Source organism: Sporolactobacillus laevolacticus DSM 442, assembly GCF_000497245.1.
In the GTDB taxonomy this organism is placed as follows: Bacteria; Bacillota; Bacilli; order Bacillales; family Sporolactobacillaceae; genus Sporolactobacillus; species Sporolactobacillus laevolacticus.
Genome location: NZ_AWTC01000008.1, coordinates 58415 through 84054 on the forward strand (window position 1 = coordinate 58415; position 25640 = coordinate 84054).

Below are 25640 nucleotides of genomic sequence, written 5' to 3' on the forward strand. Positions count from 1 at the left end.
ATCTGCAAAATATGCAAAAAAGGTGCATCATTCCCGATTTTTTGCCATTTTCATTTTATCTGCTGGTTCTATACACTTTCTGAACAATTAGCAACAAAAGACAAAAAACGTCGAAATCAGTCGATTATTGTGTAAATGATCACAGACAAAGATCCTTTAGTACTCTTTAATCACCAACTGTTCTAGACAATACAAAAAGACCGCAAATCCTTTTTTTGGGATTTACGGTCTTTCGTTTTCTTCTTCTATAAAATCAATTCATTGCATCTTTACTTTCTTTATAGCGTTCATACATGCGAATAGCACCATCGACATTACCCATTTCATTGTAGAGCTTTATGATCGTTTTCATTGTTCGCTCATCATCAGGCTCAATCCGCGCGATTTGCTGGCAAATGTCCATCGCTTCCGCTTTATTGGATTGCTGAATCAGAAACTCAATGAGTTGATAGGCGTGTTCCAGCCAGATTTGTGACAGCCTGACGCGTTCAGGTTCTGCCCATAAATAGCCATATTCTTCAAAATAATGATTTTTGTATGTTTTAAATAATTGAATATATTTTTTGTAACTTGAACGTTCCAGTTTAGGCAGCTGTACCAACTCCTCTTCCCACTGCTCCACATCGATGGCTATGCCTGTTAGGGTCAAGGAATAACCGATGTCATTTTTAATGATGTGATGATTAATCGGCAGCTTCTCCATCAATTTGCGAATCTGGTAGATTGTCGTGTAGAGCTGTGTCGTCCCTTTCGCCGTATCTACCCCCGGCCAAAGCAAGTCAATCAGCGTCTCTTTGCTGACAAAGCGATCATGTTCTTTAAGCAGATAGGCATAAAGTTCACGTGCCCGGGATGTGCGCCATTTTACAGGTATGTATGTTTTCACACCGTTTTCTATTTTATAGAATTTGAGGCTGTCAAAGCATTCGATTCCATACTGTTCAACTTTTGTTTGTTCATCCGGTTTTATCGTTTGCAAATTTTTGAGTAGACGATCGACTGCCTTTTCCAAACGAGGCTTCAGCATGGGTTTAAGCAAATAGTCGATGGCATTTAGCTCAAAAGCTTTAATCGCAAATTCGTCATAGGCTGTTGTGAACACAACTTGTATTTTTTCATCATCGGCTTGAAGAGCTTCCGCCAGCTCAATGCCATTGATTTCCGGCATTTCAATGTCGAGAAAAACCACATCTGGCTTCTGCTTTGCCGCTTCGTCAATCGCTTGTTCTGGATCTGTGAACGAATAGATTGATTGGAAAGCACCTGTTTCTTGGAGCATCTTCTTAAGCTGTTTGCATGCCAGTTCTTCATCATCAATCACAAATGCCTTCATCCGGAGTCCTCCTTCGCCCTGAATGGAAAATCATCGTGCTCGTTCATTACATTTTCATTACAATTATTATACTATCATTTAGTCGCTAAAAGCCAAATGTTGGTGTATTTCTACCCTCACAGGCTATTCATTTTACACACAGCAACTGATAGAATACTAGTATCTTAACGGATTCAGGAGTGACTTGCCGTGCACCGTCTGTTCGCCATGATCATTGTTCTTTTAACCTATACCGGACTCTTTTTGATCTTTTTATCATGGAATCATTTTTCAGAGTATAACGGCCCGGTCGCTAAGCATGGTGTTCTTGATCTTTCTCACTGGAATTTTGAGAAGAACGGCGACATCCAACTGAACGGACAATGGCGTTTCTATCCTGATCAACTTCTTACGACTGAAACCGTTAAAGCAGGTAATGGAAAAAACGAACGATTCATCACTGTTCCCGAAAATACGCGGAGTTCAAATAGTATGAAACCGTACTACACGAATGCCGGTACCTACCGGCTGCTGATTCGCTCCGACCGTGACCAGATGTTCGGATTGCAAGCAGCAAGTGTCTACAGCTCAAGCAAAATATATATGAATGGCACGCCTGTCGGCGGAAGCGGCAAGCCTTCATTAGGAAGTGATCAGCGTGCTTCACTTAAACCTGCCGTAAGTTATTTCCCGATCCACCGCGGCAGCAATGAATTATTGATTCAAGTATCGCGGACTGAGGGGGTCACGGGTTGGGCGATCACCAAGCCGATTGCTTTTGGCACGCAGCAGCAGATTTCGAGGAACCGCGACTTATCTGTATTCAATGATATGGTGATGGTTGCCGCCTTTTTCTTCATGGGTTTATACTTTTTCGGTTATTTCATTCAGCGCAGGAAAGATTTTCACTTGCTGTTCTTCTCAATTATTTGCTTGCTCCTTTCAATGATCATTTCTTTGCTGAGTCCCGGCAGAGTCATCTATATTCTTTTTCCGGACCTCCCTTTTCGTCTACTTGTTATTTTGGAAGCCACAGGAACTTTATTTATCAGCGTTGCCTTTCTCCTTTACCTGTTCTTTGCCTATCCCGAACTAGTCTCAAGAAAAGTAACGGTTGCTGGTGTTGTACTCTCTTTTGTTACACTAATCATGGATTTTATGCCCTGGGACTTTCTAACGCCGATCGAGCTGTTTCTTCATTCTTTCCTAGCAGTCTCTATTCTCGCCTATGCTTCCTACATTTTCGTCCTTGCAATCATACGGAAAGCCGAAGGAAGTATTTATCTAATGATCGCGACACTATCGATGAGTATATTTGTGATTATTACAATCATCAGGGTATACAGTTCGAAAACATTAACTTCACTGTACTCTATATCATCTTTGCTTTTCCTGCTGATGCTGTCGCTCCTAATGTCGCAACGCTTCGCTAATGCGTTTAAGCGCAGCGAGTCACTGGCACAGGAACTGGTCCGCAGTGACCAACTGAAGGATGAGTTCATCGCAAGAACCTCGCATGAATTCCGGACACCTTTAAATGGAATTATCAATATTACGCAAACGCTGCTGGCCGGTAAAAAGGAACGGACAATCGGCGACGAAAAGGACAAGTTGCATCTCATTACCCGGATCGGCTATCGGCTCTCAGCTCTGGTTAACGATATTCTCGATCTTGAAAAAATGAAACAGGGAACGCTTCAAGTCAACCCTGTCCCCCTGGATATTTATTCAACGGTACAGACGGAACTGGCTTTCTATCAACTTCTTGCGGAAAAGAAGGGGCTAACCATTGTCAATAATCTGCCGAATGATCTGCCGCTTGTTTTTGCCGATGAAAATCGTTTTCGGCAAATTGTTAATAATCTGGTGGACAATGCGGTCAAATATACCCCGACAGGAAAAATTGCATTGAGCGCAAAACAGCTGGATCACGCAATCGAGATCATGGTCGCCGATACTGGGACCGGGATTCCCGCCTCGGAGCATGAATCCGTTTTTCAAGCATTTGAACGCAGGGACAAATTAAATCAAAGTGAAGGTGCCGGATTAGGGCTGAGCATTGTCAAGCAACTGGTAGAGCTCCAGAAAGGGAAGATCTGGGTACATTCCGAAGTCGGATTGGGGTCGGTATTTCATTTTACCGTGCCACTTTTTAATCAAAAGCAGGCGGTTGCCACCGGTGCATCCGTCCGGGTCAGCAAAGCGGTTCCCGACCAGCTGCCGAGCGAACAGCTGCCCGGCGGATCTTTGCATACTCCATACTATTCCCCAGCGGTTCACGCACCGACAATTCTAGTTGTTGATGACGATCTGGAGAATCTGAAGATCCTAATTGATATGCTAGAGGGTATTCCTTACAACGTGATCGCTGTGAAGAATGGGAAGGAAGCGCTGAACGAAGTAGTGCATTCGAAACCAGATTTGGTGGTTTTGGACTTGATGATGCCGGGCATGTCCGGTTTCGATGTCTGCAGCAGAATACGGGAACAGTACAGCCTGACCGAGCTTCCGGTACTGATGCTCACCGCCGCGATTATCAATGAAGACAAGCATTATGCATTTCGCTCAGGCGCGAACGACATTCTGCAGAAACCATACAATTTCTCGGAATTCTCAGCCCGTGTCCGAGGACTGATCCTGATGAAAAACGCGGCAAGTCAGGCGACAAACATGGAAGTCGCTTTCCTTCAATCGCAAATTCGACCGCATTTTCTGTATAATGTGCTTAATTCAATTATCGCGCTCAGCTATGATGATATCGAAAAAGCACGTGAAATGACCGCACAATTTGCCGCTTATTTGCGCGGCAGCTTTGATTTTCAGAATACATCAGCGATGAGCACGTTCAAGAAGGAACTGTCACTCGTCAAATCCTATCTTACGATTGAAAAAATGCGGTTTCAGGATCGTGTACAAGTCAAAATAGATGTTGAGGAACAGCTTGATTTTCCACTGCCCCCGCTTATGATCCAACCACTTGTTGAAAATGCGGTTCAGCATGGGATCGGTAAACGAAAAGCAGGCGGTCGGGTCATTCTGTCCGTGAATCGCCGGCCGAATGGATATGCGATTACTGTCGAAGACAACGGGGTAGGTATGGATGAGAATAAAGTGAAAAACCTCCTATCAAACACAAAAAGCGGTAGCGTCGGCATTAAAAATATTAATGAACGACTGAAACATTATTTTGGGACGCAGTTGGTTATCCAAAGTGCTACCGGTCAAGGCACCATCGTGTCCTACACAATAACCGTTGAGGCATCACATGAACCATCGGGTAGCAGAATGTACCGGAGTGATGTATAGAAAGGAAGGAGGAAATCGTTGAGGAAAAAAATAAGAATCATCAGTTTGATCGTTCTTGGCTATTCTTTGTTGTTCATATTAATTCTTTTTCTTTCTAGCCTTTCGGAAAAAGATGCTCCCTATGCAAAGCACGGCGCACTGAACCTCGACCACTGGAACTTTGAGCGTGACGGAAATGTTAAGCTGAACGGCGAGTGGACCTTCTACCGCAATCAGCTTTTGACGCCGAATGAGATTCAATCGGGATACGGAAAACAAGCAGTTTCGACTAAAGTGCCCATTAATAATATTGGTTATTCCGGAGGCAGCGGCCAGCCCGGCTCCGGCACTTATCGACTGATCATCCGGAGCAGTCAGAAGCATCAGATTTTCGCCATTAAAGTGTCAGTAATTTATACGGCAAGCAAAGTCTATGTAAATGGGAAAAAACTTGGTCAAGGCGGAATCGTTGAACGAAACCGTTTTACTCCGAAACCCGTTTCTTATGTTTGCTACTTTCCCATTCGTAAAGGTGATAACGAACTGATCATCCAGTTTGCCAATTATGGAACCATCAATGGGTGGGGCATTGCCAAGCCTGTTTTATTCGGAACCGAGCAAGGTATTTCCAATGCCCGGGCCCGATCTCTTGTCATCAGTTGCATGATCATTGTGCCTTTCTTCATTATGGGTCTGTTTTATTTTGGCCATTATTTACAGATGAGAAAGAACCGATCTTTCTTATTTTTTTCCTTAATGTCCCTCTTTACATCCATTGCTCTGTCAATGTTTGATTTGGAAGGCATGATCTATATTCCTTTTCCATGGATTCCTTTGTGGCTGCACGCACGCCTTGAAAATACATTTTCTATTTTGGGGATGCTGATGATCTTATACAGCTTCACCACCTATTATAAAACGCTGGTTTCAAAAAAAGTGCTTCGCGTCATCACTATTTGGGTGGGCACACTGGTGCTTATTAACCTGGTTTCTATTAGAGTGCCACCGATTATTTTTCTCATGATCTCTTTCCCTCTGATCTTACTTATCCTGGTCTATTCAACCTATATCATTGTGCTCGCCACCATGCGGCGAATGGAAGGAAGCCGCTATCTTGTCCTATGCGGACTGTCTCTGAGTGTGTACATCATCACAACAATGGTTAACGCGTCCAATGCCAGCCAAATCTTGGCTTACAATATGGTTGCAGTCCTCGGAGCCGTCCTTTCGCTTTCTCTCTTAATGTCCCAGCAATTTAACAATGCTTTTTTCCGGGCAGAAGCGCTGACGCAAAAGCTCCGGCAGATTGATAAGCTTAAAGACGAGTTCATCGCCCGGACCGCGCGCGAATTCAAAGTACCTCTGAGCGGAATCGTCACGAGTTCACAGACATTATTGAAAAGCGACAAGAATCAATTGATCCGAAACGAACAAGACAAAATGCAAATGATCACACGTATGTGCTACCGATTGTCGAACCTGGTTAGCGACATTCTGGATTTCGAAAAAATCAATCAGGGGATGCTAACCATTAAGTCGGGACCGGTTGACCTTGGTTCTTTGATTAACCTAGAGAACGGATTTTACGCAAAAATGGCCGAAAAAAAGGGATTGCAAATAATCAATAAGATACCTGAAGGTGTTCCACTTGTTCTAGCTGACGGAAATCGTCTGCGTCAGATTCTGAACAATCTGCTTGATAACGCTATTAAATACACACATCATGGGAAAATAACGCTCTCTACAAAACAATGGAATAATCAGCTGGAGATCATAGTAGCAGATACTGGAACTGGGATCCCTGCGGCTGCTCGTCCTACACTCTTTGATCCCTTTCAGCAAAAAGAGATACATACGAGCGAAGGAGCTGGTCTTGGATTAGGGATTACCAAAAAGCTGGTAGAACTCCAAAAAGGAAAGATATGGTTTGGATCAGAGGTCGGTTTAGGATCAGTTTTTCATTTCACTGTGCCGCTTTTTGATCAAAACCAAGTCGTCACTGCCGGCCCGTCTGTCCCGACGCTTAATCCAGCTCCGGGTCGTATACCCAGCGAATCCTTGACTACTCCTTATTATTCCCATCCGATTAACGCACCGACGATTTTAGTTGTTGATGATGATCTAGAGAATCTAAAGATCCTGATTGATATGCTAGAGGGCATTCCTTACCATGTGATCGCTGTGCAAAGCGGGGAGGAAGCGTTGAGCGAAGTAGCCCGTTCAAAGCCTGACCTGGTGGTTCTGGACTTGATGATGGCGGGGTTACCCGGTTTTGAAGTCTGCAGCAGAATACGGGAACAGTACAACCTGACTGAGCTGCCCATACTCATGCTCACCACTACAATCATTAACGAAGATAAGCACTACGCAATTCGTTCAGGCGCAAATGACATTCTGGAAAAGCCGTACAATTTCTCAGAATTCTCGGCCCGGATCCGAGGGTTGATCCTGATGAAAGAAGCCGCAGGCCAGGCTACAAACATGGAAGTCGCTTTCCTTCAATCTCAGATTCGACCACATTTCCTTTATAATGTGTTGAATTCCATCATCGCATTAAGCTATGAAGACATCGAACAGGCACGTGAAATGACGGCGCAATTCGCTGCCTATTTGCGCGGAAGCTTCGACTTCCAGAATACATCGGCAATGAGCACGTTCAAGAAAGAACTTTCTCTAGTTAAATCTTATCTCACGATTGAAAAAATGCGATTTCAGGACCGGATTCAGGTCAACATCGATGTGGAGGAACACATTGATTTCCCACTGCCGCCACTCATGATCCAGCCGCTTATAGAAAATGCCGTTCAACACGGCATCAACAAACGAAAGGCAGGCGGTCGGGTTACCTTATCCGTTAAGCACAAAGCAAGATTTTATGAGATCTCAGTGTCAGACAATGGGATTGGCATGAGTGAGGAACTGGTTCATAGCGTGCTGGTTAAGGAACATGGGCACAGCGTTGGCCTCAAAAACATCAACAGTAGACTTAAGCATTTCTACGGCTCCGAGCTTCAGATCCAAAGCAACATCGGAAAAGGCACCACTTTTACGATGAGCATTCCAGAGAAATAAGGCAACCAGTCCGTACTTTTTTCATAGTAAGTAAAACTTAGCCTGTGTTGTATGTTCGAGAGCGATATTCGCGGATATCTCAACTCGTTTGTCGAATTTCTTTATTTCCAGCGGAACATTAGAAAAACCGGGCAAAAAACGCCCAGTCTTTTCCTGTCACTCTATATGCGACTTTGAATCATCAATCTTCTGCTTGAACGACACTTCAGCTGCTCGCTTGCCGCGGGCGATCCGTGAGCCTCCTCAAACAAGCAGTAATCTGCGGGGTCTCACTTGGCTCGCGANTCGCTTGCCGCGGGCGATCCGTGAGCCTCCTCAAACAAGCAGTAATCTGCGGGGTCTCACTTGGCTCGCGATTCCCGCAGGCGTCTCGTGCTTCCGTGTTTGAATCAGAATTTTTTCCGAACATTACGCCGCTAATATGAACCCTGAATTTACTCGAAATTTTATATACTTTTTTATCATGTTAGAAAACTTGGCTTCGCCAAGCCTCTGACGGAGGCGAAGACTTAGTTGCGCTTATACTATAAACCTTAAAATTATATCCTTTCTTATAGTACAAAAAAACCTCCCGCATGCTTTATCGGGAAGGTTTTTTTGTCAGGCGCTTACTTTCGCTTCAGTTTTTACGATACTTTTCCGGTTGGTCAGGTACACGCCAATGATGACGAGCACACCGCCCATAATCTGTGGAAGGGTAATGGGCTTCCCTAGGATCAAACTGATCAATGCTGTGAATACGGTTAGCATATTGAGATAAATGCCAGCCTTGCTTGCACCAATCACACGAATGGCGCTATTCCAGAAAACGAACGAACATACCGATGGAAAGAGCACGATATAAATAATGCCGATCGTTGCAGTCTGGCTTAGCCGGTATGAGAATCCTGAATTAAGAAAGAAAGGCAGAAGAACAATCAAGCCGAGTGTCGCAGATACTGCCGTAGCAGCAATAGGCGGCACATTCCCCAGCTTCTTCCCAATTAATGTATAAAACGTCCATACTGTAATCGCAAGCAGCATCAGCAAGTCACCTTGATTATAATGAATCGTGAAAATCTGCAGCAATGCACCATGTGTCAGGACAAGAAGCACACCGAAAAGCGAGATAACAAGACCTAAACTGTTGGTTACTGACAGTTTTTCCTTTAGAAACCAGACAGCAAAAATGGCAATCACTGCCGGATTAATTGAATTCACAAGTGCCGCGTTTAGTGACGTCGTGAATCGAAGCGCCTCATATAATAAGACGTTGTAGCCAACAATACCGAGCAAGGACATAATCAGTAGAATCTTCCAACGTTTCCACACTTGGCCCCATTTCGGCTTTTCAAGTACTTGAGCTAACGGGAATAAAATCAATACCGCGAGCAACCAACGTACAAAAGTCATCTGGATGGGGGTCATTTCACTAACCACGTACTTGCCAAACACATAATTTCCCGCCCAAAACAAATTGGCGAGAACAAGAAAACTCACAGCTTGATACTTCTTCACCACTTACAGTTCCTCCTCTAAAAGAAAGCTTACTATCCGTAACACTTTCTCCGTTGCGAGTGTGGTCAGTCTTTTTCCCCTTCCACTCCACGCTTATCTCTTTTGATGTGTCTTATAAAAAATCGTGACATAACTCGTCGAAATCAAATCGCCCGGCGGTTGTCTTGATGATTATGCCTATAAGGGCTTGTCCACCAACTTGAGCCTGCATTTAGTCAAGGTTTTGATCAACTTTGATGCTACTTTTGTATGGTGTTCGAAAAGGATCTTCTGCTAATTAGAAAACCAAGCTACGTTATGTCTGAACGACACTTCGGCTGCTGGCATCAACTGGTGCGACCGCGGGCAGTCCGGGAGCCTCCTCGATCAATCGAACATCTTCGGGGTCCTCCCCCTTGGCCTGCGATCAACAGGATCGCTCCGCAGGCGTCTCGCGCTTTCCGTATTTGAATCAGAATTTTTTCCGGGCATTACGCCGCTAATATGAACCCTGAATTCACTCGAAATTTTATATACTCTCTTATCCTGTAAGAAAAGGATCTTTCGCTAAACACATACACATCCTGTGTACAACACAGAAGTCACCACATCTTCACGTTTCCCGATTGGCAGACGCATTCATCCAATTAATCGCCTATCCGGGTATACAGATAATGCTCCTCCGAAACGTCATTAAGAAACGGGCTCTTATCCCCGCTTGAGAGCAGCACTAACTCATGCATCGCGCGTGTGCAGGCTGTGTAAAAAATAGTTCGCTCACTCTTCCGGCTGTAATTATCTGCAGATGCATCGTAAATAATGGCCGCGTCAAATTCAATCCCTTTTGCTAGGTATGTGGGAATAATAATAAATCCTTTATCAAATTGATAGGTAGCCTGTGTAATCAGCTTGACATCCGTCTTGCCTTTCAACAACGTGTAGGCTTCCCGGCACTCTTTCATTGTCTTGCCAATAAGGGCAAAAGTTTCAAAACCGTTCGCTTTAAATGCTGAGATTTTATCTAAAATGATCGATGCTTTTCCTGATTCAGTCGTGTCAATCCATTCTGGAAGCTTACCGCTACGGTCAAAAGGTTCAATCTGTCCGCCGCCCGGCACAATGGCACGTGAAAAATTCATAATCTCTTTGGTTGATCGGTAACTGCGGAGCAAGGTAAGCTTCTTCACCTCATCCGGGTTATAAAGATGCTCTGATAACATCGTATCGGCCGCAAGACTCTGGGCATAGATCGCCTGATTCATATCCCCGAGAATAGTCATCCGGCATCTTGGAAAGGCAGCTTGAAGATAGGAAAGTTGAGCCGGTGAATAATCCTGCGCTTCATCGATAATCAAATGGCGGATTTCATGGTTTCCTTTTCTTCCTTGAATTTTTTCCTTCATATAAAGATAAGGAACAGCATCTTCCCATGGACAATCGCCTTCCTCAAATCGCATACGCGTTGAGCGGCAAATGTCTCCCCAGCGATCAGGCACGGTTTCATTTGTATATTCTTGATAAAAAATCTCACTGTACACCTTTTGGCAATTGACGAACTCAAGTTGCTTCACTTTGCCTCGGAGCGGTTTAATACGTCGATTCATGACAATCTTGCGCAAAAGCTGTTCTTCACGATCAAAATCATCGAACGTTTCTTCACTAAATTGCTTCTTCTGCTGAAGTTTCTCAAATATGCTTGCATAATCTGATTTGTCGAGGAGTTCAGCTTCTTCGAGGACCCAATCCTCTTTCCGTTCGCGTTTCGAGAAAGCGGCGATGCGGCGCAGCAGCCAGTCACGAACCTGTTCAAGCCGGTTTAATAGGGTCTGCCCATTCGGCAGTGCGTAGAAATAGTTACCAATTTCTTTTCCAGAAACAATGATATGATCTCGAAAAGTAATATCACGGAAAATCATACCTTCAGCTTTTAAGTGTTCCAACCAGTTGTCTATCATTTCACGATAGGCAAGTGAGGCTTTGAAACGGATCCCGGCGATCCTCGTCTTCAATTGCTCTCCATCTGCCATAGTCAGACATGCTTCTGTCTGATCAAATGGATTTTCCAGCTGAAGATCTCGGCAAATACGATCTTCAATGAAATCCTTAAATGTCGTTTGCACCACATTCTCTTCACCTAGCTCAGGCAAAACAGATGAGATAAAACTTGAGAAAAGAGGATTTGGCGAAAAAAGCATCATGTTATCCGACCTTAACGTCTTGCGGTAGCGATAGAGAAGGAAAGCGACACGTTGCAATGCTGCAGAGGTCTTACCGCTTCCTGCTGCTCCTTGGACAATCAGATAGCGGTCGGTCTCATTGCGAATAATTTGATTCTGTTCTTTTTGAATGGTGGCGACGATGCTCTTCATATGTGAGGAAGCTTTCCCCCCGAGCACAGCTTGAAGCAATGCATCGCCAATCGTTAATCCGGTATCAAACATGCCCTTGATCTTGCCTTCGCGGATAATAAATTGGCGTTTCAGCGTCATATTGCCTCGTACTTCGCCATCAAGCGATGCGTATTTAGATGGCCCCGGCGCGTAATCATAGTACATGCTCGCCACCGGCGCACGCCAATCGTAAATCAAAAAATCTTCATTTTTTGCGTCCATTAACGAACCAATGCCAATGTACAGGGACTCCGCCCTTTTCTCATCCTCTTCGCGAAAATCAATACGGCCGAAATAAGGTGTATCTTGAAGTCTGGTTAATGTTTTTAACTGCTTGTTCATCTGTCCGTGGCGGCGCTCACGTTCGGACAAGAGTTCCGCCTGTTGCTTGATACTGGCTTGTGTTTCATAGACATCGTCGGTTTCATCGAGATTGACGGTAACATCTTCCCAAAAGTTCTTCCGTAAATCAACAATACCCTTCTTAACCGTGCTCTTTTTACCCGTGATTTTTTCTATTTTTTCTCCTATAACATCAACAACTTCATTGACACGCTCTTGTTCTTGTTTGCGTTCACTCCGAACCATAAAAGGAACACCTCTTGTTTGTTTGATCAGCGCAAGGCATGGCGTATTTCGAAAGAAAATTCCGCACATTTCACTTGACAACAAATACATTTTATGTTATGTTATAATTTGGTTTTCTATTTATTTATTGTCTTCTATTGAGTTATAACTATAACATGCACCGGCTGAAACTTCAATATCCGTGTGCTTTACGATACAGGTTGATTATTTCTTTAATTATATTCCGATTGCAGATAGAATGTATCATGCGCAGCTGTTTGGCGATGCTAATACTTGAAATTTTTTCGTTTATGGAGCAGTATCGCCCCCTGTCCTCTTTTTGATGATAAACAGATCATCAAATTCATGAGTAAGAATCATTTTACAGCTTGAAGAAAAAGCGTTAATCTTAAGGTGTATTGTTTTACACAACGAATACCCGTTGATGTTTATCTCGTTTATACGAGTGAATAGAAGTCGCCCTAACATACAGACCACATAAAAAGCAAACGCTTTCTTATTAAAATCTATCCGGTTCGGGACAGACAGTGTTTCAGTCCGCGAAGCGAAGGCATATAATCAATATAAGGAGACCTTTCGGTGAAGGTCCATTGACAAGGAGGGGTTCATCTCATGAAAACAATAAGCAGCATCCAGGATCTTAGAAAAGCACAGACTGCTATTGAGAATTTCAAGGAAAATTACCCAAACACCTTCTATCGGCTGTTGCATCTTGTGAATTTCACCCGACAGCTTCAATTTAAATATGAATACCTCTGTGGGCTGATGCTCGGAAAAGATGCATATGCTCTGCAATATGCCCCTCACTTTGTTCAGAGGTCGATTATTGATCTCTATAAAAATGAAATCGAAAAAATTCACAAGCATCCTCAAGGCCTGCGGGCTCTGGAACAATTGATGAATGCTCATTTAGAAATCGGCTATGAGAATTTCTGTCTGCTGGTTCGCGGAAAATCGCCCGAAGAAATCAAAGGTGTGTATTCTAATAATAAAATTGTAAATTGATTACGGTTTATCCATAAATTTGGGCGGGGACAAGCGCCATCGTTTTAGATTTTTGATGTCTAGCGAATTAAACATTCTGTTAAACAAATTACATCCTTAATAATCATCACTTTCATCTGACCTGTTGGCCGATCAACAGGTTAATTTAATTCACCCTTTAATACGCCGGAGGAAGGAAAACATGAAATGTTAAGCGTCCCTTTTTTGTTACATGATGTGATTTCCCCTATTTTTATGTTTTATTTTTTCCCACCCCTTCTCGGCTTGGCAGCTGCGGCGAATCTTCTGATCGATACGCTTGTTTTTTTTCTGGCGATTAAATTTTTCAGTATTCACATCGCCTGGAGAAAGGCATTGCGGATGCTGGTCGCACTTTGGCTGATTGGTCTCGTCGCTGATATTGGTGGATCCTTGTTTTTAACTTTGATCGGCACGATTAGTTTAAAAACAAAAACGATACTGATTGATTACTATTCCATCTATTCCTCACCGGTGAGCATTCTGTTCTTTGCCGCCGCTGTTGTTCTTTCCGGTTTCATCATTTATTGGTTGGATCTTATCTACTTAAAAGGGCATCTTTCGAAAAAACAAGCCGCAAGAATCGCGCTGATCTTCGCTCTTCTTGCGGCCCCGTATTCGTTCCTTATTCCAACAAGCTGGATTTATTAACTGCATCATTGGATCAGAACATCTGTCATCTAATGATATCTGCCAATTCAGCATGTGCTGCTTTCACTAAATCTGCACTATCGCAAATGATTTGCATCCCTTTTTTTCCGCCACTTATGACAATATGATCAATCGTTTGTGCAGATACGTCGATAACTGTCCGATATTCCTTCTTCATCCCAATCGGAGAGCAGCCGCCGCGAACATAACCTGTATGTTTTTGAATATCTTTGACATGAATCATTTCAACCTTTTTTTCATCAACGGTGGCAGCCGCCTTTTTCAAATTGAGCTCCTCGGCAACCGGCACAACAAAGACATACAGCGTGCCACTATGTCCTTGAGTCACGAGTGTTTTGAAAACATTCCTTGGATCTTCCCCCACTTTTTTCGCAACAGAAACACCATCAATTAATCCGTCACTAATTTCATAGGTTTGTATTTTATAGGGGATATTTTCGGAATCCAGCAGGCGCATGGCATTAGTTTTCGCTTTGGTTTTCGCCATAATGATCATACTCCCTTTCATTTTCCTGTTCATTCTAACACAGCCGCTAAAAACATGCAGAACCACCAAGAGAGCAATCGCAGTGTAAAACAATCTGCTGGCGAAAAAAAAACAATAAAAAAGACCGCAGCGACATCCTTTGATCGCTGCGGTCCAGTATTTTCTCTCTGTAAGTTAATGAAGGTCTTTCTATTATTGCACTTCCATGTGCAGGTCGCCTGCTTTAACCCAGCCGAAGAGCTTGATCACACGGTAGAGTACAATGGTAATTACACCTGGAATCAGTATGCCTGCAACAACAAATGTGAGCAGACCTTTAAAACCTTGGATGGCCAGTATGTTCAACGGAGCGATGAATGAACTGAGACCGAGTCCGCCAAGTTCGTACGGAACCTGAAAATGAAGGAGCATGGTTGCGATCGGTGCGCTCACCATGGCAGCAACGAATGGTGGAACAACGAGCTTCGGATTTTTCACGAGATTAGGGAACTGCACTTTAGGTGTGACAAACGCTTGAGCAAAGAAACCACCAAAGTCATTTTCTTTAAATGACATAACAGTGAATCCGACAAATTGCACGGTACATCCAATTAGCGCAGCAGCACTTGAAACCGGGTCAAGCTGAAGTGCAATCGCTAGAGCCGCTGAAGAAGCTGGTGACATCAGGAAGACGCTCCAAACCAGTGCAATGACCATTGATGCGATCAGTGGTGAACCTTGAACGGAGTGCGTGATCATTGCGCTGACCTGGTTCAGTGCAGGTGTAACGACCAATGCAAGTCCATAGCCACAGATACCTCCGACAAGAACGGAAAAGAACGGGATTGCCATCATATCGAATTTAGTTTTTCCACTGATTTTTTTACCGATGAAGATCGCGATCAAGGCTGCGATTACACCGCTGACCGGCTGTCCGGTTGCAATCGTAAAGACTTGAGTTGGCGCTGGCGATTGAATAACAATCGCGTTTGCTCCTACTGCCGCACAAGCCATAGCACTGAACATCGTCAATGTATTTGCTCTTAACTGATAAGCAATACCTGCGCCAATTGCTGGTGCGAGCAATACTTTAGCCGCCCCACCAATAACCATAAATGGATGATAACCCGTGAATCTGCCCAGTGTTTCAAAGAGAAGCCCGATACCTAATGTTACCAGAATCGCGTTTGCAATCCCCGCCGAAGCCTTATACATTCGATCCATAAAATAATCCTTCATTTTCTGTTTCCTCTCTGCATTCATCCTTTTTCGCTCCTTAATAATTTTTTCTCTTATGATTTCAATAATCAAAATATTCCGCCACAAAAGGTACTATTTAAGAAGAACATGACACAACAGACCCAGTACAACCAACACCTATACGAAAAATCCGAATAAAAAAACCCATCCGTGATTTTCTCGGATAGGCGCTTCTTCGCGATTGCTTGAGCGCCTATTTTTGACGAAGATAAGCTGGACTCAAACAATTCCATTTCAATTAAATGGTTTTTGTTTCAGTCCTTCATGTGCGCAATCGCAAAATAATTCGAATCAAGCCTTTCACTCGTATGTTGTTGACGACTTGTGCCATTACTCTCACTTCCTGTTTTTCTGACTTTTTGTGGTTGACACTGATACTATCAGAATTTGTTCAAGTTGTAAATACCTATCTCACATTTTTCTTTAAAATTTTCTGTTAAATGTGACCAGGTCATAATTGCAACACCAAAAAGCCTTTTACGTCAGCTTTTTTAACACTATTTCCGTGTCGCTGAAACATACGGATTATCTGCAATCCAGTACCTCCAAGGGTAGAAGCGTGCCTCACCGGTATTGTCGATCCCTACACGCGGACCACTTAAAATTTTTTCCGGCTGATAGCCTGGGGCAATGTAGAGCGGTGATTCTGTAAATAACCGTCCGTAATCATCCTTTGTGATGCCTAACGCTTCTGTTAGTTTTCCCGGTCCGTTTGTCCACTCTACAGGCTTTTTATTCGTCCCTCTCCTCGCGGCGATCAGATCAAGACCATTCAAGGGCTCGATCGCCCGTATCAGAATTGCTTCAGGCGTATTTAGCGGACCACTGACAACATTGACAAACGTGTGCGTATGCATCATAAATGTGTAGACGTGTCCCGCCGCTGAAAACATGATTTCCGTCCTTTTCGTGCGCCGGTTGCCAAAACTATGTGCCGCACGGTCTTCGGCACCCATGTAGGCTTCTGTTTCAACGATATACCCCGATGCTGTTCCTTCTGCCGACTCTTTCACAAGTAGGCATCCGAGCAAGGCTCTCGCTAAATCCTGTGTTGGTTGTTTATAAAATTCAATTGGCAAAGGTTGATCGATCATATTTGTCCTCCGAAAAAAATCAGTGCGGTGCCCTCTATCAACTCGGACCAAATGTCAATTCGGTTCCTCCATAGAGCGGATCTGTCCCGTTTTCACGCGCCCATGTACGGTCGCCATAAGAATAATGCCACCATTCGGTCGGATTATGCGTAAATCCTGCATTCTCCATCTTTTCTCTGAGAAATCGCCGGTTTTCTTTTGCTAATTTTTCTTTTTCCGAGAGATTCTTCTTGTCTTCATAAAAATCTAGATAGGCTTCTTGGTGAAAATCATCAAAATCTGTTCCCATCTCAAGCCATCCGTTTCGGTCAGATAAGGTCAGATCGATTGCAGCACCCGTATAGTGCGGTGCAGGTTTGAACGGATCTCGTGATGGAAAAGCGACAAAATCTGATATTTCCTTTTGTATTTTCTCCTCGGAATACCCTGCTTCGCGAAATTGGACAATCGTCTGATCATAGATGTAGCGTTGGGTTTCAATGGAACGCCAGCCATCAATCAAAACGAGAAACAACCCTTCGGGAAGGTGTTCTGCAATTTCAATAATCTTATCCGCAACGCCCTGCCGAAGAAACAGATCATCCGATGTTCCAGGTATTTTTTGCAAAAAATAGGAAGGATATATGTTAATTTTTAACGAACAATTTGCCATTGAAACCAAGGGTTCTTCTTGCTTCGACAGTTTTTGTAATGCACTCATTTATGACACCTCAATCGTTCGGTTTAAAAAGTGCAAGAAGTACACCTACATCTTTCATAAGTGTCTTCTCTTTTTTTGATCACGCACGAGCCGTCATAATCTGCTCATAGGCCCGCTTGATTTCGGCGACCTTATTGTTTGCTTCCTTGATGCTTGCCTCAGACGCCCCGCGACTCATCAAGCGATCTGGATGGTTGTCTTTAATCAATTGCCGGTAGTTCCTCTTGATGACCTGATCGGAATCACTAGGCGTGCAGCCAAGAAGTCGATAACATGTATCCAGGTTCATCTCATGTGTATTGCTTCCGGATGCTCTGCCAAAAAATTGTGCTTTGATCGTGTCATATTCATTCCCGAACCCGAAAATGGACGTAGCCGAACGAATCATTGATTCTTCTTCCGGGCGAAGCGCCCCATCGGCGGCGGCAATAGCGAAAAGTGCGGTTACTGTATCGATAAGAATATCTCGATGACCGCCTACCGATGCATACAGATTTCGCGCGATCGATTCAAACGATTCATCCGAATAACGGGATTCATTAAAAATCGCCATGATTTGCTGAAGCTGCGCTTTTGTCGGCTGAAATGCCTGCCGGACAATCTGATCGACCTGACGTACTTCATTTTCTGAGACAACGCCATCTTTCTTTGCCAATTTGGCAAAAAGTTTAACGATCCATTCAATCTGCGGCATGAGCGTGTCTTCTTTTGATTTATAGACATTGCCATCTGAACTGTATGTAAAGGTTTGCCCGCAATTAGGACAGGTCCAGCTACCTGGAATATCATCAAACGCAACGTGTCCGCCGCAGTATGGACATGTGCCTGAAACTTTGCGGCGCCATTGTATTCCTTCGCCGCTCCTCCTGTTTCCACGAAAAATGCGCCCACTAGTCGCGTTCGGTACTATCAAAATGATGATTAGTGCAATCCATTGTAAAATGAAACCTGCAATGAACCAAACCACCACATTTCTTTTCTTTCCCGCTGCGAGAACAGCTACAATGATGCCAAATAACAATCTCCATGCCAAATGCGATCAAACCTTTCTGTCGGTTCACTATTTCCTGAGCGTTTCTTTATATAATAATAGCAAAATTCTCCTTAATTCATGTACAAACGTGCTGAGTTCGTCCACTAACCATTAATTTTTTTGTATGTAAAAACGTGTGTTTTTGAAGAAGAACAGACTGATGAGAAGCGCAATCCCGCTGACAACAATCAGAACCCAAGAAAGTTCGAACAGATGGCTCTGGGTAACCGTTTTGCCAAAAATCAACCCGAGCACGGCGGTTGCACCAATTGATCCAATAAATCGGCAGGTTTGAAATAAGCCGGATGATGTCCCGACTGCGTCTTTTGGAGCAGCATCAAGCATTGTCGCCTGAAGTGCCACATTTCCAATACCATAGCCTGCTCCTAGAATTATGAGCACTGCGCTAATCACCCAAAACGCACTGTCCGAAACAAAGAGTAAAAGAAAAGAACCTAAGACTGTCAGCATCGTGCTGGTCTTGATCGGCATCGATGTTCCCCGATGTTCAATCCACCGACCGCAAAGCAGCGATACCACCACGCTGGCCATAGACATGAACAACATCATTGCACCGCTAATCCGCACACTCAGATGCAGCCCGCTTTGAAAATAGCTCGGCATCCCATAAAAAAGACAATAGTTATCGATATTCAACAAAATAAAAAGCAAATAAACCACAGACAGCTTGTGGTTATGCTTCAAAAGACGAACATCAATAAAAGGCTGTCCGGAACGCCATTCATGGAGAATCAAGATAGCAAAACAGACAATCCCAACAATCAGAATGAGGTAGTTGACGGCTTCCTCCAATGTGAGTAAAAACCACAACAAACTAATCATTCCGACTGAAAATAAAGCGATGCCAGTAAGATCAAGACGAGCAATTACTGTCTTAAAACTAATCTCTTTCTTTTTCACATCTCTTGGGATCACGAACCAGCCAAGAGCAAAGCTGAACAAAATGAAGGGAAGATTGACATAGAAGATGCTTTGCCAGCCGCCCCAGACAATCAGAAATCCTCCGACCGTTGGCCCAAAGGCCGTCATGACGGAAGCACTAATCGCCAGAATGGCAAGTGATGTGGCTTGTTTCTCATGAGGCACATGATCATGAACAAGCGCAACTCCGGACGGATAGACGGAACTGCTTCCGGCTGCTTGCAGCAATCTCATTAGAAGCAGCAGTGCAAAAGCAGGTGCGAGCGGTGCGCCGATCGAGGTGAGCGCAGCAATAAGCAAGCCGGTAAGAAACAACTTTTTTCTGCCAATCAAATCACCGATTTTCCCAGAGATCGGCTGGCCAATTGCACTGACCAGATAAAACCCGGAGATAAGCCAGGATACCGTGGCGAAGGAAAGCTGATAATCATTTTGAATGCTATGGAGTGCGAGTGCCATCATTGACGAATTCAATGGATTCAGTATCGTTCCGGTCGCAATGGTTGCAATAAAAATAGCGCTCCCTTTTTTCACCTTCGTCATTTTCTCCACCCGCTTTCAATGGAGCTTTCGGATTTTCGTCCTGTCCCCACCGTTTCGTATTCACGTTTGTTATTTAATTACCACAGTAGTATTTTTTTCGAGGTTGCGCAAGTTAATAAGACCGTCTTATCCTCTCGTACATAAAGGTGCTTTGAAACACAATTCATCATAAATCATCGGATTGGAGGTGTATTTATTGAGCCGCGCGATTTATTTATTGGCAATCCTAAGTTATATACTCTCGTCACTATTTCCCAGCCAATATTTTATTCGAGTTTCCGTTTCTGCTCTGTGTATGCTTGAGGTTTGCGTCAGTTTACGAGATGTTAGAGGATTGGCTTTGCTATTTGGAGGTTTCTTTCTAAGTGCCGGCAGTCTGATGCTTTTTCTCAGTCATGCCCAAGTGATCCATTTCGTGACATCTTTCGGCGAAATGATCCAAATGGTCACGTTATTTGCACTGATACCTATCCTGTCGCTTCCTATTCGTTATGGGCACTATTCAGATGAAGTGCGTGGTCTAATCCAACAAAAAATTAACAGCCCGAAACAGTTCTATGCCCTCACTTCCGGAATCTCCTTTTTCTTCAGTTCGTTCATGAATCTCGCAGCATTACCAATGACTTATCAGTCGATTTATTCATCCGTTTCCCAATTCCCAATTACGAATAAAAATCGCTACTTGAGCCGGGCAATTACACATGGATATGCAATGCCTTTGCTGTGGAGTCCGATCACACCCATTGTCGGTACCGTTCTTTACTTGACCGGAACCGCCTACTCGAAAGTACTCCCTTATCTGCTTCTTTTAAGCATTGGTGGTCTTTTGCTTGACTGGGGAACAGCCAACCGGATTCCTCGCTTCATGAACGGCCATTGGCAAAAGACCCGAAAAGAAATTGCAGTCTCCAAATCAGGAACCATAGCCGGATATCATTCTGCAAAGCTGCTGCACATCGCTGGAGCGATCCTCTTGTTGAACGGGATAATTACACTTCTTGATCACTATTTTAACGTTAGTTTCCTCTTTTTGGTCAGCCTGATTGTCCTCCCGTTCGCTTATTTTTGGAGCGCATTGATCGGCCAGGCCAAACCTTTTTTCTCCGGTGTTCGACACCACTTTCAAACCTATATTCCCAAAATGCAGAATCAGTTTTTTATTTTTCTAACCGCCGGATTTTTTATTACCGCATTACGTGTCTCTCATGCCGACGCGATTGTTACCCAATGGGTGGACATGCTGATCCAGGTCACAGGGCTTAGGGTCTTTTTAGTGGTTCTGCCATTCATTCCGTTTGCGCTTGCTTTCATCGGCTTACATCCTGCTGTGGGGCTAGCGTTGATTTCAGAGGCACTCCGGTCTCAAGTGCTCCATCAGTCTCCGATTGTTGTCACTGTCGCGATGCTGGGCGGCGCGATACCTGCCTTCTTGATGGGTCCCTATAACGCGACACTCGGCATGATGTCGAGCCTCATCGATGAAAAGCCCTTCACATTATCTAATTGGAACTTTTCGTTCACGATGCTTTACCTTGCATTGCTTACTGTGTTCGTGCAGTGTATTTACTCCATTCTTTAATAGGGTGTTCGAACAGTCCGAGAAAAAAGATCAGCGAATCTCTGCGTCACCTTGATCTTCTTGCGACACCAAGGATGGGAGCCGTTCGGCATGATGTTGCATTCTTAGCCCGCAAACCTATCCCTTTGTCCTCCTTTTCGAACAGACTTTATACTATTTAAAACATAAATCAATAAATTTTTGCATCGATTGTGTCAGGTATTTGTTTTTGTGATAAATGATTTTGAATTGACGTTTAAAACGCAATCCATTGATTTTTTTGACGCACAGTAAACCGGAATGGACCTCATTTTTAACCGCACGCTCTGAAATGACAGAAATGCCCAATCCCTCAGAAACGGCCATCTTAATTGAATCGGCATTGTTGCATGTCCATATCGCTTTCCATGACAACGAAGCACCGGTCATCACGTCTTCAAACGTTTTCCGTGTGCCGCTCCCCTTCTCACGGATAATGAACGGCTCCTTCTCTAGATCATGCGGTTCGACTTCAGGAAGCGGAGCAAAACGGTGCTGCCTGCCACAGATCAGCACCAGTTCATCTTCAGTAAAAGGTCTCTGGATCAGATCAGATGAGACTGTTTCGCCTTCAACAAGTGCGAGATCCAGCTGGTCGCGAAGAATCAGTTTTTCAATTTGAGCGGTGTTGTCTTCAATCACTTCTGCTTTTACCTGAGTATTCGACTTTTGAAAACCGCTCACCAATTTTGGCAGTACATAGGCACCAACAGTAACGCTCGCGCCGATCCGGACTGTACCTGTCTCATTCAGCGTCCGGATCTCGATTTCGGAATCCCTGCTCATTCGGATCATTTGACGCGCATAGCTTAATAATTTTTCTCCGGCATGTGTAAGATATAGTTTTCGTGATAACCGTTCAAAGAGGCGCACGCCATAATATTTTTCGAGATCTGAGATAGCCTGACTGACAGCAGGCTGAGACATAAAGAGAGCGTCAGCGGCTGCCGTCATGTTTAATAAGTCACAGACCGTGATAAATATTCGCAGATGTCTGAATGTCACCGTTTATCCTCCATAACTAATTACTTATTATAATAATAAAATAATAATATTTTAATTATCCATGTACAAGTCATATAATTACCGACATGAGGAGTGATCACGTGAAAAAAATCACAATAACACTGCCGGGCATTGTATTAGCGGCAGTCATTGCACTACCTGCTTATCTGATCGGAACTCTTTTCCCGATTGTCGGCAGTCCGGTTCTGGGTATTTTGTCAGGTATGCTACTATCCTCCTTTTGGAGAAGGCCTGTCCTGTTCGATGACGGAATCAAATATACATCTAAAAAGGTGCTGCAATATTCCGTTGTCCTGATGGGTTTTGGACTCGACCTGTTTAACATTATTAAGGTAGGGGGGCAGACGCTTGAGTTACTGATATTTACACTGGCAGCCGCATTTCTGACCGCTTATATCGCCGGAAAGCTGTTGAGAATCGAGGGGAAAATACAGACCCTGATTGGGGTAGGCACTGCCATCTGTGGGGGGTCCGCGATTGCGGCCGCCGCGCCGGTAATCGATGCGAACGAAAAAGAAGTGGCTCATGCAATATCCACCATTTTTCTTTTTAATGTGATGGCGGCTTTCCTCTTTCCATTTCTCGGACATGTCATGGGTATGAATGATCAAAGTTTCGGACTCTGGACAGGGACGGCAGTCAATGATACGTCGTCAGTTGTGGCAGCGGGCTATACGTTTAGTCACGCTGCAGGCAATCTTGCTGTGATTGTCAAACTGACACGGACCCTGATGATCGTGCCCGTCACACTGGTGCTTGCCTTTTACTATTCACGGAAAACAGCACAGAAAAAACAAAGCGGGTATCATTTTTCAAAAATCTTCCCATGGTTTGTGCTTGGTTTCGTTATGACTTCTGTGATCAGCACTTTTTTGCCAATCCCAACAGCAGCGATCAATGTTCTAGTGCAATGTGGAAAGTATCTGATTGTGATGGCCATGGTCTCCATTGGGCTGAACACTAATGTCGTGAAACTTATAAAAAACGGCGGTAAATCCATCGTGCTTGGATTTATTTGTTGGGGCGTTTTGTCAATCACCTCCCTTGTCATCCAGTGGCTGTAAAAATTAAGACTGTTTCCAGGTTTGCCTGCGGAAACAGTCTTTTTTTACATTGATTTGCTATAACGACACTTATTGAGCCATTTGCTTATCTCCGGCATTGGTTTTTCTGAACTAAAACTCTTACTTAAGCAGCCGCAAAGAGCATTACTCCGAAAATGGCCAATGGTCATTAATAACGGCCTAAAAACAGCGTGCGGTCGCCCGGACCTATCTCTTTTACTTATTTATTATGGGCTTTGTTTACAAATTCCATGTCAACCAATTTGCTGTATTTATAGCCTTTGGTATAAATGCCGGTCTTTTTCAAAACGTCCATAGGTTTGGCAACTGATGCCTTTGTGATATAGCCGTCCTTGCTCCAGAGATTATCCTTGTACGCACGATCCATCGCTGCATGAAGACTGGCATCGGGAGTTGTCGGAAATTCTTTCTTAAGCACTTTGTAGGCTTCAGCTTTGTTTTCATTGACAACCTTCAAACCTTTGAGCATTGCATTGACAACTTTCTGAACAGTTTTCGGATCGTTCTTAATCGTTGAGGCTTTGACACTGATCACCGAATACGCATAATCGCCGAGACTTGGAAAGCCGTAGAACGGTTCGCCCCAAGCACCTTTTTTAATACCCTCATTGATTTGCGGTTCTGCGCCATTAGCCATATCCGCTTTACCTTGCGACACAAGCGAGACGACTGCTGCGGCATCCGCGGGTTCATCCAATTTCACATCTTTGTTCGGATCTAAGCCGACTTTCAACAGTAAGTAACGGGTCAACAGGTTCGGGCTGCCGCCATAGCGTCCTGCTGCGATCGTTTTCCCTTTCATAAATTCGGCAAGATCCTTGTTGCTGTTACCTGTTAATTTTTGCTTTTTATTGGCCATGAGATAAACATTGGCGCGGTTGACAACATTCACCACGGAAGTGATTGGATCCTTGCTCTTATTATTCGCAATCTGATTAGAATCCGGTCCGCCAATGACACCCCAAGCATCACCGCTGACAACGGAGGTAACATGTGCGCCCCCTGTCGCCGTAATCACATTAACATCCAATCCCTCATCCTTAAAATAGCCTTCATCATCCGCAACATATAACGGAAGATAAGCGATCAAGTGCACAGGTTCGGCAATCACGATTTTCTTTGTTTTAGACTGCTGCGTGCCGCATCCACTCAGTACCAGTGCCGCCATTAAAAGTACGCTCAGCACCCATTTCATTTTTTTCATCGTACATATCCCTCCGATTATGATTTTGGGGTTCTTCCTTTCATGAGCACGCGTTCAAGCCAGACGGTACCCAAATACATGACAATCGATAATAAAGAAAGAACAACGACACCGACCCAGACGAGATCAATGTTGAGCACTTGGCCGGCATAGAGAATCATGCGGCCAATGCCTTGTCTCGAACTGATGAATTCACCAACAATTGTGCCTGCGAGCGCAAGCGAAATATTAATTTTTAGAATGCTGACAATCCAAGGAATCGTGGTGGGAACGACAACCTTCATAAATACATGCCGTCTTTTTGCTCCAAGCGAAACCAGCATTTTCTCCAGATCGGGGTCGACGTTTTGCACACCGCTGTATGCGGCAATTGCTGCTACAATAATCGTCATCAGGAAAGCGAGAATCACTTTCGAATCAAAGCCGATACCGAACATAATAACGAGCACCGGCGCCAGTGCGAGTTTCGGGATGGCGTTAAACGCAATCATATACGGCTCAAAAATTCTTGAATAAAGTGCCGACCACCAAAAAGATAAACCGAGTAAATAGCCCCCCGCAGTTCCTAAAATAAAGCCAAGAATAGTGGAGCCTGATGTATAGGCTAGATCCTGCAACAAAGTTCCTTGTGTAATCGCTGTCCAGCCCGTTCGGACAATTGTGCTCGGGCTGCTCCAGTAATAGCTGTCCAGCCAGCCAATTCGTGTCAGGAACTCCCAAAAGAAAACGATGATAACACCAACCAAAATCTGTCCGGCAAATGCACGGCGCCGTAATTTTGTTTGCTCAACGCTTGGATCTTCAATGATCATTTCTTTGTTTTTCAGCTTCTCCGGCATAGGTTTCACCTCCGTTCATCTTTTTGCCCGTTC

18 protein-coding genes are annotated in these 25640 nt (G+C 44.1%); 6 read left to right on the forward strand and 12 right to left on the reverse strand.

From position 1 onward, the window contains the following. Nucleotides 1–253 precede the first annotated feature (253 nt). The gene (locus P343_RS27755; protein WP_023510097.1) at nucleotides 254–1333 is read right to left on the reverse strand and encodes a response regulator; all 1080 of its coding nucleotides are present in this window, start codon (nucleotides 1331–1333) and stop codon (nucleotides 254–256) included. A gap of 189 nt (nucleotides 1334–1522) precedes the next feature. Between P343_RS27755 and P343_RS27760 the strand changes: the two genes are divergently transcribed. Beyond that, nucleotides 1523–4618: a hybrid sensor histidine kinase/response regulator gene (locus P343_RS27760; protein ID WP_023510098.1), complete on the forward strand. Its 3096-nt coding sequence runs from the start codon at nucleotides 1523–1525 to the stop codon at nucleotides 4616–4618. 18 nt (nucleotides 4619–4636) lie between these two features. Next, a complete protein-coding gene (locus P343_RS27765) occupies nucleotides 4637–7669 on the forward strand; it encodes an ATP-binding protein (protein WP_023510099.1) in 3033 nt (1010 codons plus the stop codon). Nucleotides 7670–8269: 600 nt separating this feature from the next. Here the strand turns inward: P343_RS27765 and P343_RS27770 are convergent. Then, nucleotides 8270–9166 (reverse strand): DMT family transporter, encoded by an 897-nt coding sequence (locus tag P343_RS27770; RefSeq protein WP_031263920.1) that lies wholly within the window; start codon nucleotides 9164–9166, stop codon nucleotides 8270–8272. Nucleotides 9167–9792: 626 nt separating this feature from the next. Further along, nucleotides 9793–12123 (reverse strand): RNA polymerase recycling motor HelD, encoded by a 2331-nt coding sequence (gene helD, locus P343_RS27775; RefSeq protein WP_023510101.1) that lies wholly within the window; start codon nucleotides 12121–12123, stop codon nucleotides 9793–9795. Nucleotides 12124–12735: 612 nt separating this feature from the next. Between helD and P343_RS27780 the strand changes: the two genes are divergently transcribed. Both P343_RS27780 and P343_RS27785 read left to right on the forward strand, forming a co-directional pair. Beyond that, nucleotides 12736–13128, forward strand: coding sequence for a hypothetical protein (locus P343_RS27780; RefSeq protein ID WP_023510102.1), 393 nt, complete (start codon nucleotides 12736–12738; stop codon nucleotides 13126–13128). 186 nt (nucleotides 13129–13314) lie between these two features. Further along, complete coding sequence (locus P343_RS27785) at nucleotides 13315–13797, forward strand: hypothetical protein (protein ID WP_023510103.1); 483 nt, start codon at nucleotides 13315–13317, stop codon at nucleotides 13795–13797. 25 nt (nucleotides 13798–13822) lie between these two features. Here P343_RS27785 and ybaK read toward each other — a convergent pair whose 3' ends face one another. The 6 genes from ybaK to P343_RS27815 all read right to left on the reverse strand — a co-directional run bounded on the left by ybaK (nucleotide 13823) and on the right by P343_RS27815 (nucleotide 19856). Next, nucleotides 13823–14305 (reverse strand): Cys-tRNA(Pro) deacylase, encoded by a 483-nt coding sequence (gene ybaK, locus P343_RS27790; protein WP_023510104.1) that lies wholly within the window; start codon nucleotides 14303–14305, stop codon nucleotides 13823–13825. 192 nt (nucleotides 14306–14497) lie between these two features. Next, the gene (locus P343_RS27795) at nucleotides 14498–15547 is read right to left on the reverse strand and encodes a PTS sugar transporter subunit IIC (protein ID WP_023510105.1); all 1050 of its coding nucleotides are present in this window, start codon (nucleotides 15545–15547) and stop codon (nucleotides 14498–14500) included. A gap of 494 nt (nucleotides 15548–16041) precedes the next feature. Then, nucleotides 16042–16638: a DNA-3-methyladenine glycosylase gene (locus P343_RS27800; protein WP_023510106.1), complete on the reverse strand. Its 597-nt coding sequence runs from the start codon at nucleotides 16636–16638 to the stop codon at nucleotides 16042–16044. Nucleotides 16639–16675: 37 nt separating this feature from the next. Continuing rightward, nucleotides 16676–17338 carry a M15 family metallopeptidase gene (locus P343_RS27805; RefSeq protein WP_023510107.1) on the reverse strand — a complete coding sequence of 221 codons (663 nt, stop codon included), beginning with the start codon at nucleotides 17336–17338 and terminating at the stop codon, nucleotides 16676–16678. 79 nt (nucleotides 17339–17417) lie between these two features. Further along, on the reverse strand, nucleotides 17418–18371 hold the full coding sequence (locus P343_RS27810; protein WP_031263922.1) for a TerB family tellurite resistance protein: 954 nt from the start codon (nucleotides 18369–18371) through the stop codon (nucleotides 17418–17420). Nucleotides 18372–18482: 111 nt separating this feature from the next. Continuing rightward, nucleotides 18483–19856, reverse strand: a complete 1374-nt coding sequence (locus P343_RS27815; protein ID WP_023510109.1) for an MFS transporter — start codon at nucleotides 19854–19856, stop codon at nucleotides 18483–18485. 196 nt (nucleotides 19857–20052) lie between these two features. Between P343_RS27815 and P343_RS27820 the strand changes: the two genes are divergently transcribed. After that, on the forward strand, nucleotides 20053–21435 hold the full coding sequence (locus P343_RS27820) for a hypothetical protein (RefSeq protein WP_031263923.1): 1383 nt from the start codon (nucleotides 20053–20055) through the stop codon (nucleotides 21433–21435). A gap of 153 nt (nucleotides 21436–21588) precedes the next feature. Here the strand turns inward: P343_RS27820 and P343_RS27825 are convergent, their stop codons facing one another. Further along, the gene (locus P343_RS27825; protein WP_023510111.1) at nucleotides 21589–22458 is read right to left on the reverse strand and encodes a LysR family transcriptional regulator; all 870 of its coding nucleotides are present in this window, start codon (nucleotides 22456–22458) and stop codon (nucleotides 21589–21591) included. Nucleotides 22459–22559: 101 nt separating this feature from the next. Between P343_RS27825 and P343_RS27830 the strand changes: the two genes are divergently transcribed. Then, on the forward strand, nucleotides 22560–23543 hold the full coding sequence (locus tag P343_RS27830) for a YeiH family protein (RefSeq protein WP_023510112.1): 984 nt from the start codon (nucleotides 22560–22562) through the stop codon (nucleotides 23541–23543). A gap of 220 nt (nucleotides 23544–23763) precedes the next feature. Here P343_RS27830 and P343_RS27835 read toward each other — a convergent pair whose 3' ends face one another. After that, nucleotides 23764–24768 carry an ABC transporter substrate-binding protein gene (locus tag P343_RS27835; RefSeq protein ID WP_023510113.1) on the reverse strand — a complete coding sequence of 335 codons (1005 nt, stop codon included), beginning with the start codon at nucleotides 24766–24768 and terminating at the stop codon, nucleotides 23764–23766. A 17-nt stretch (nucleotides 24769–24785) separates the two neighbouring features. Continuing rightward, the gene (locus P343_RS27840) at nucleotides 24786–25607 is read right to left on the reverse strand and encodes an ABC transporter permease (RefSeq protein WP_023510114.1); all 822 of its coding nucleotides are present in this window, start codon (nucleotides 25605–25607) and stop codon (nucleotides 24786–24788) included. Nucleotides 25608–25640: the final 33 nt, after the last annotated feature.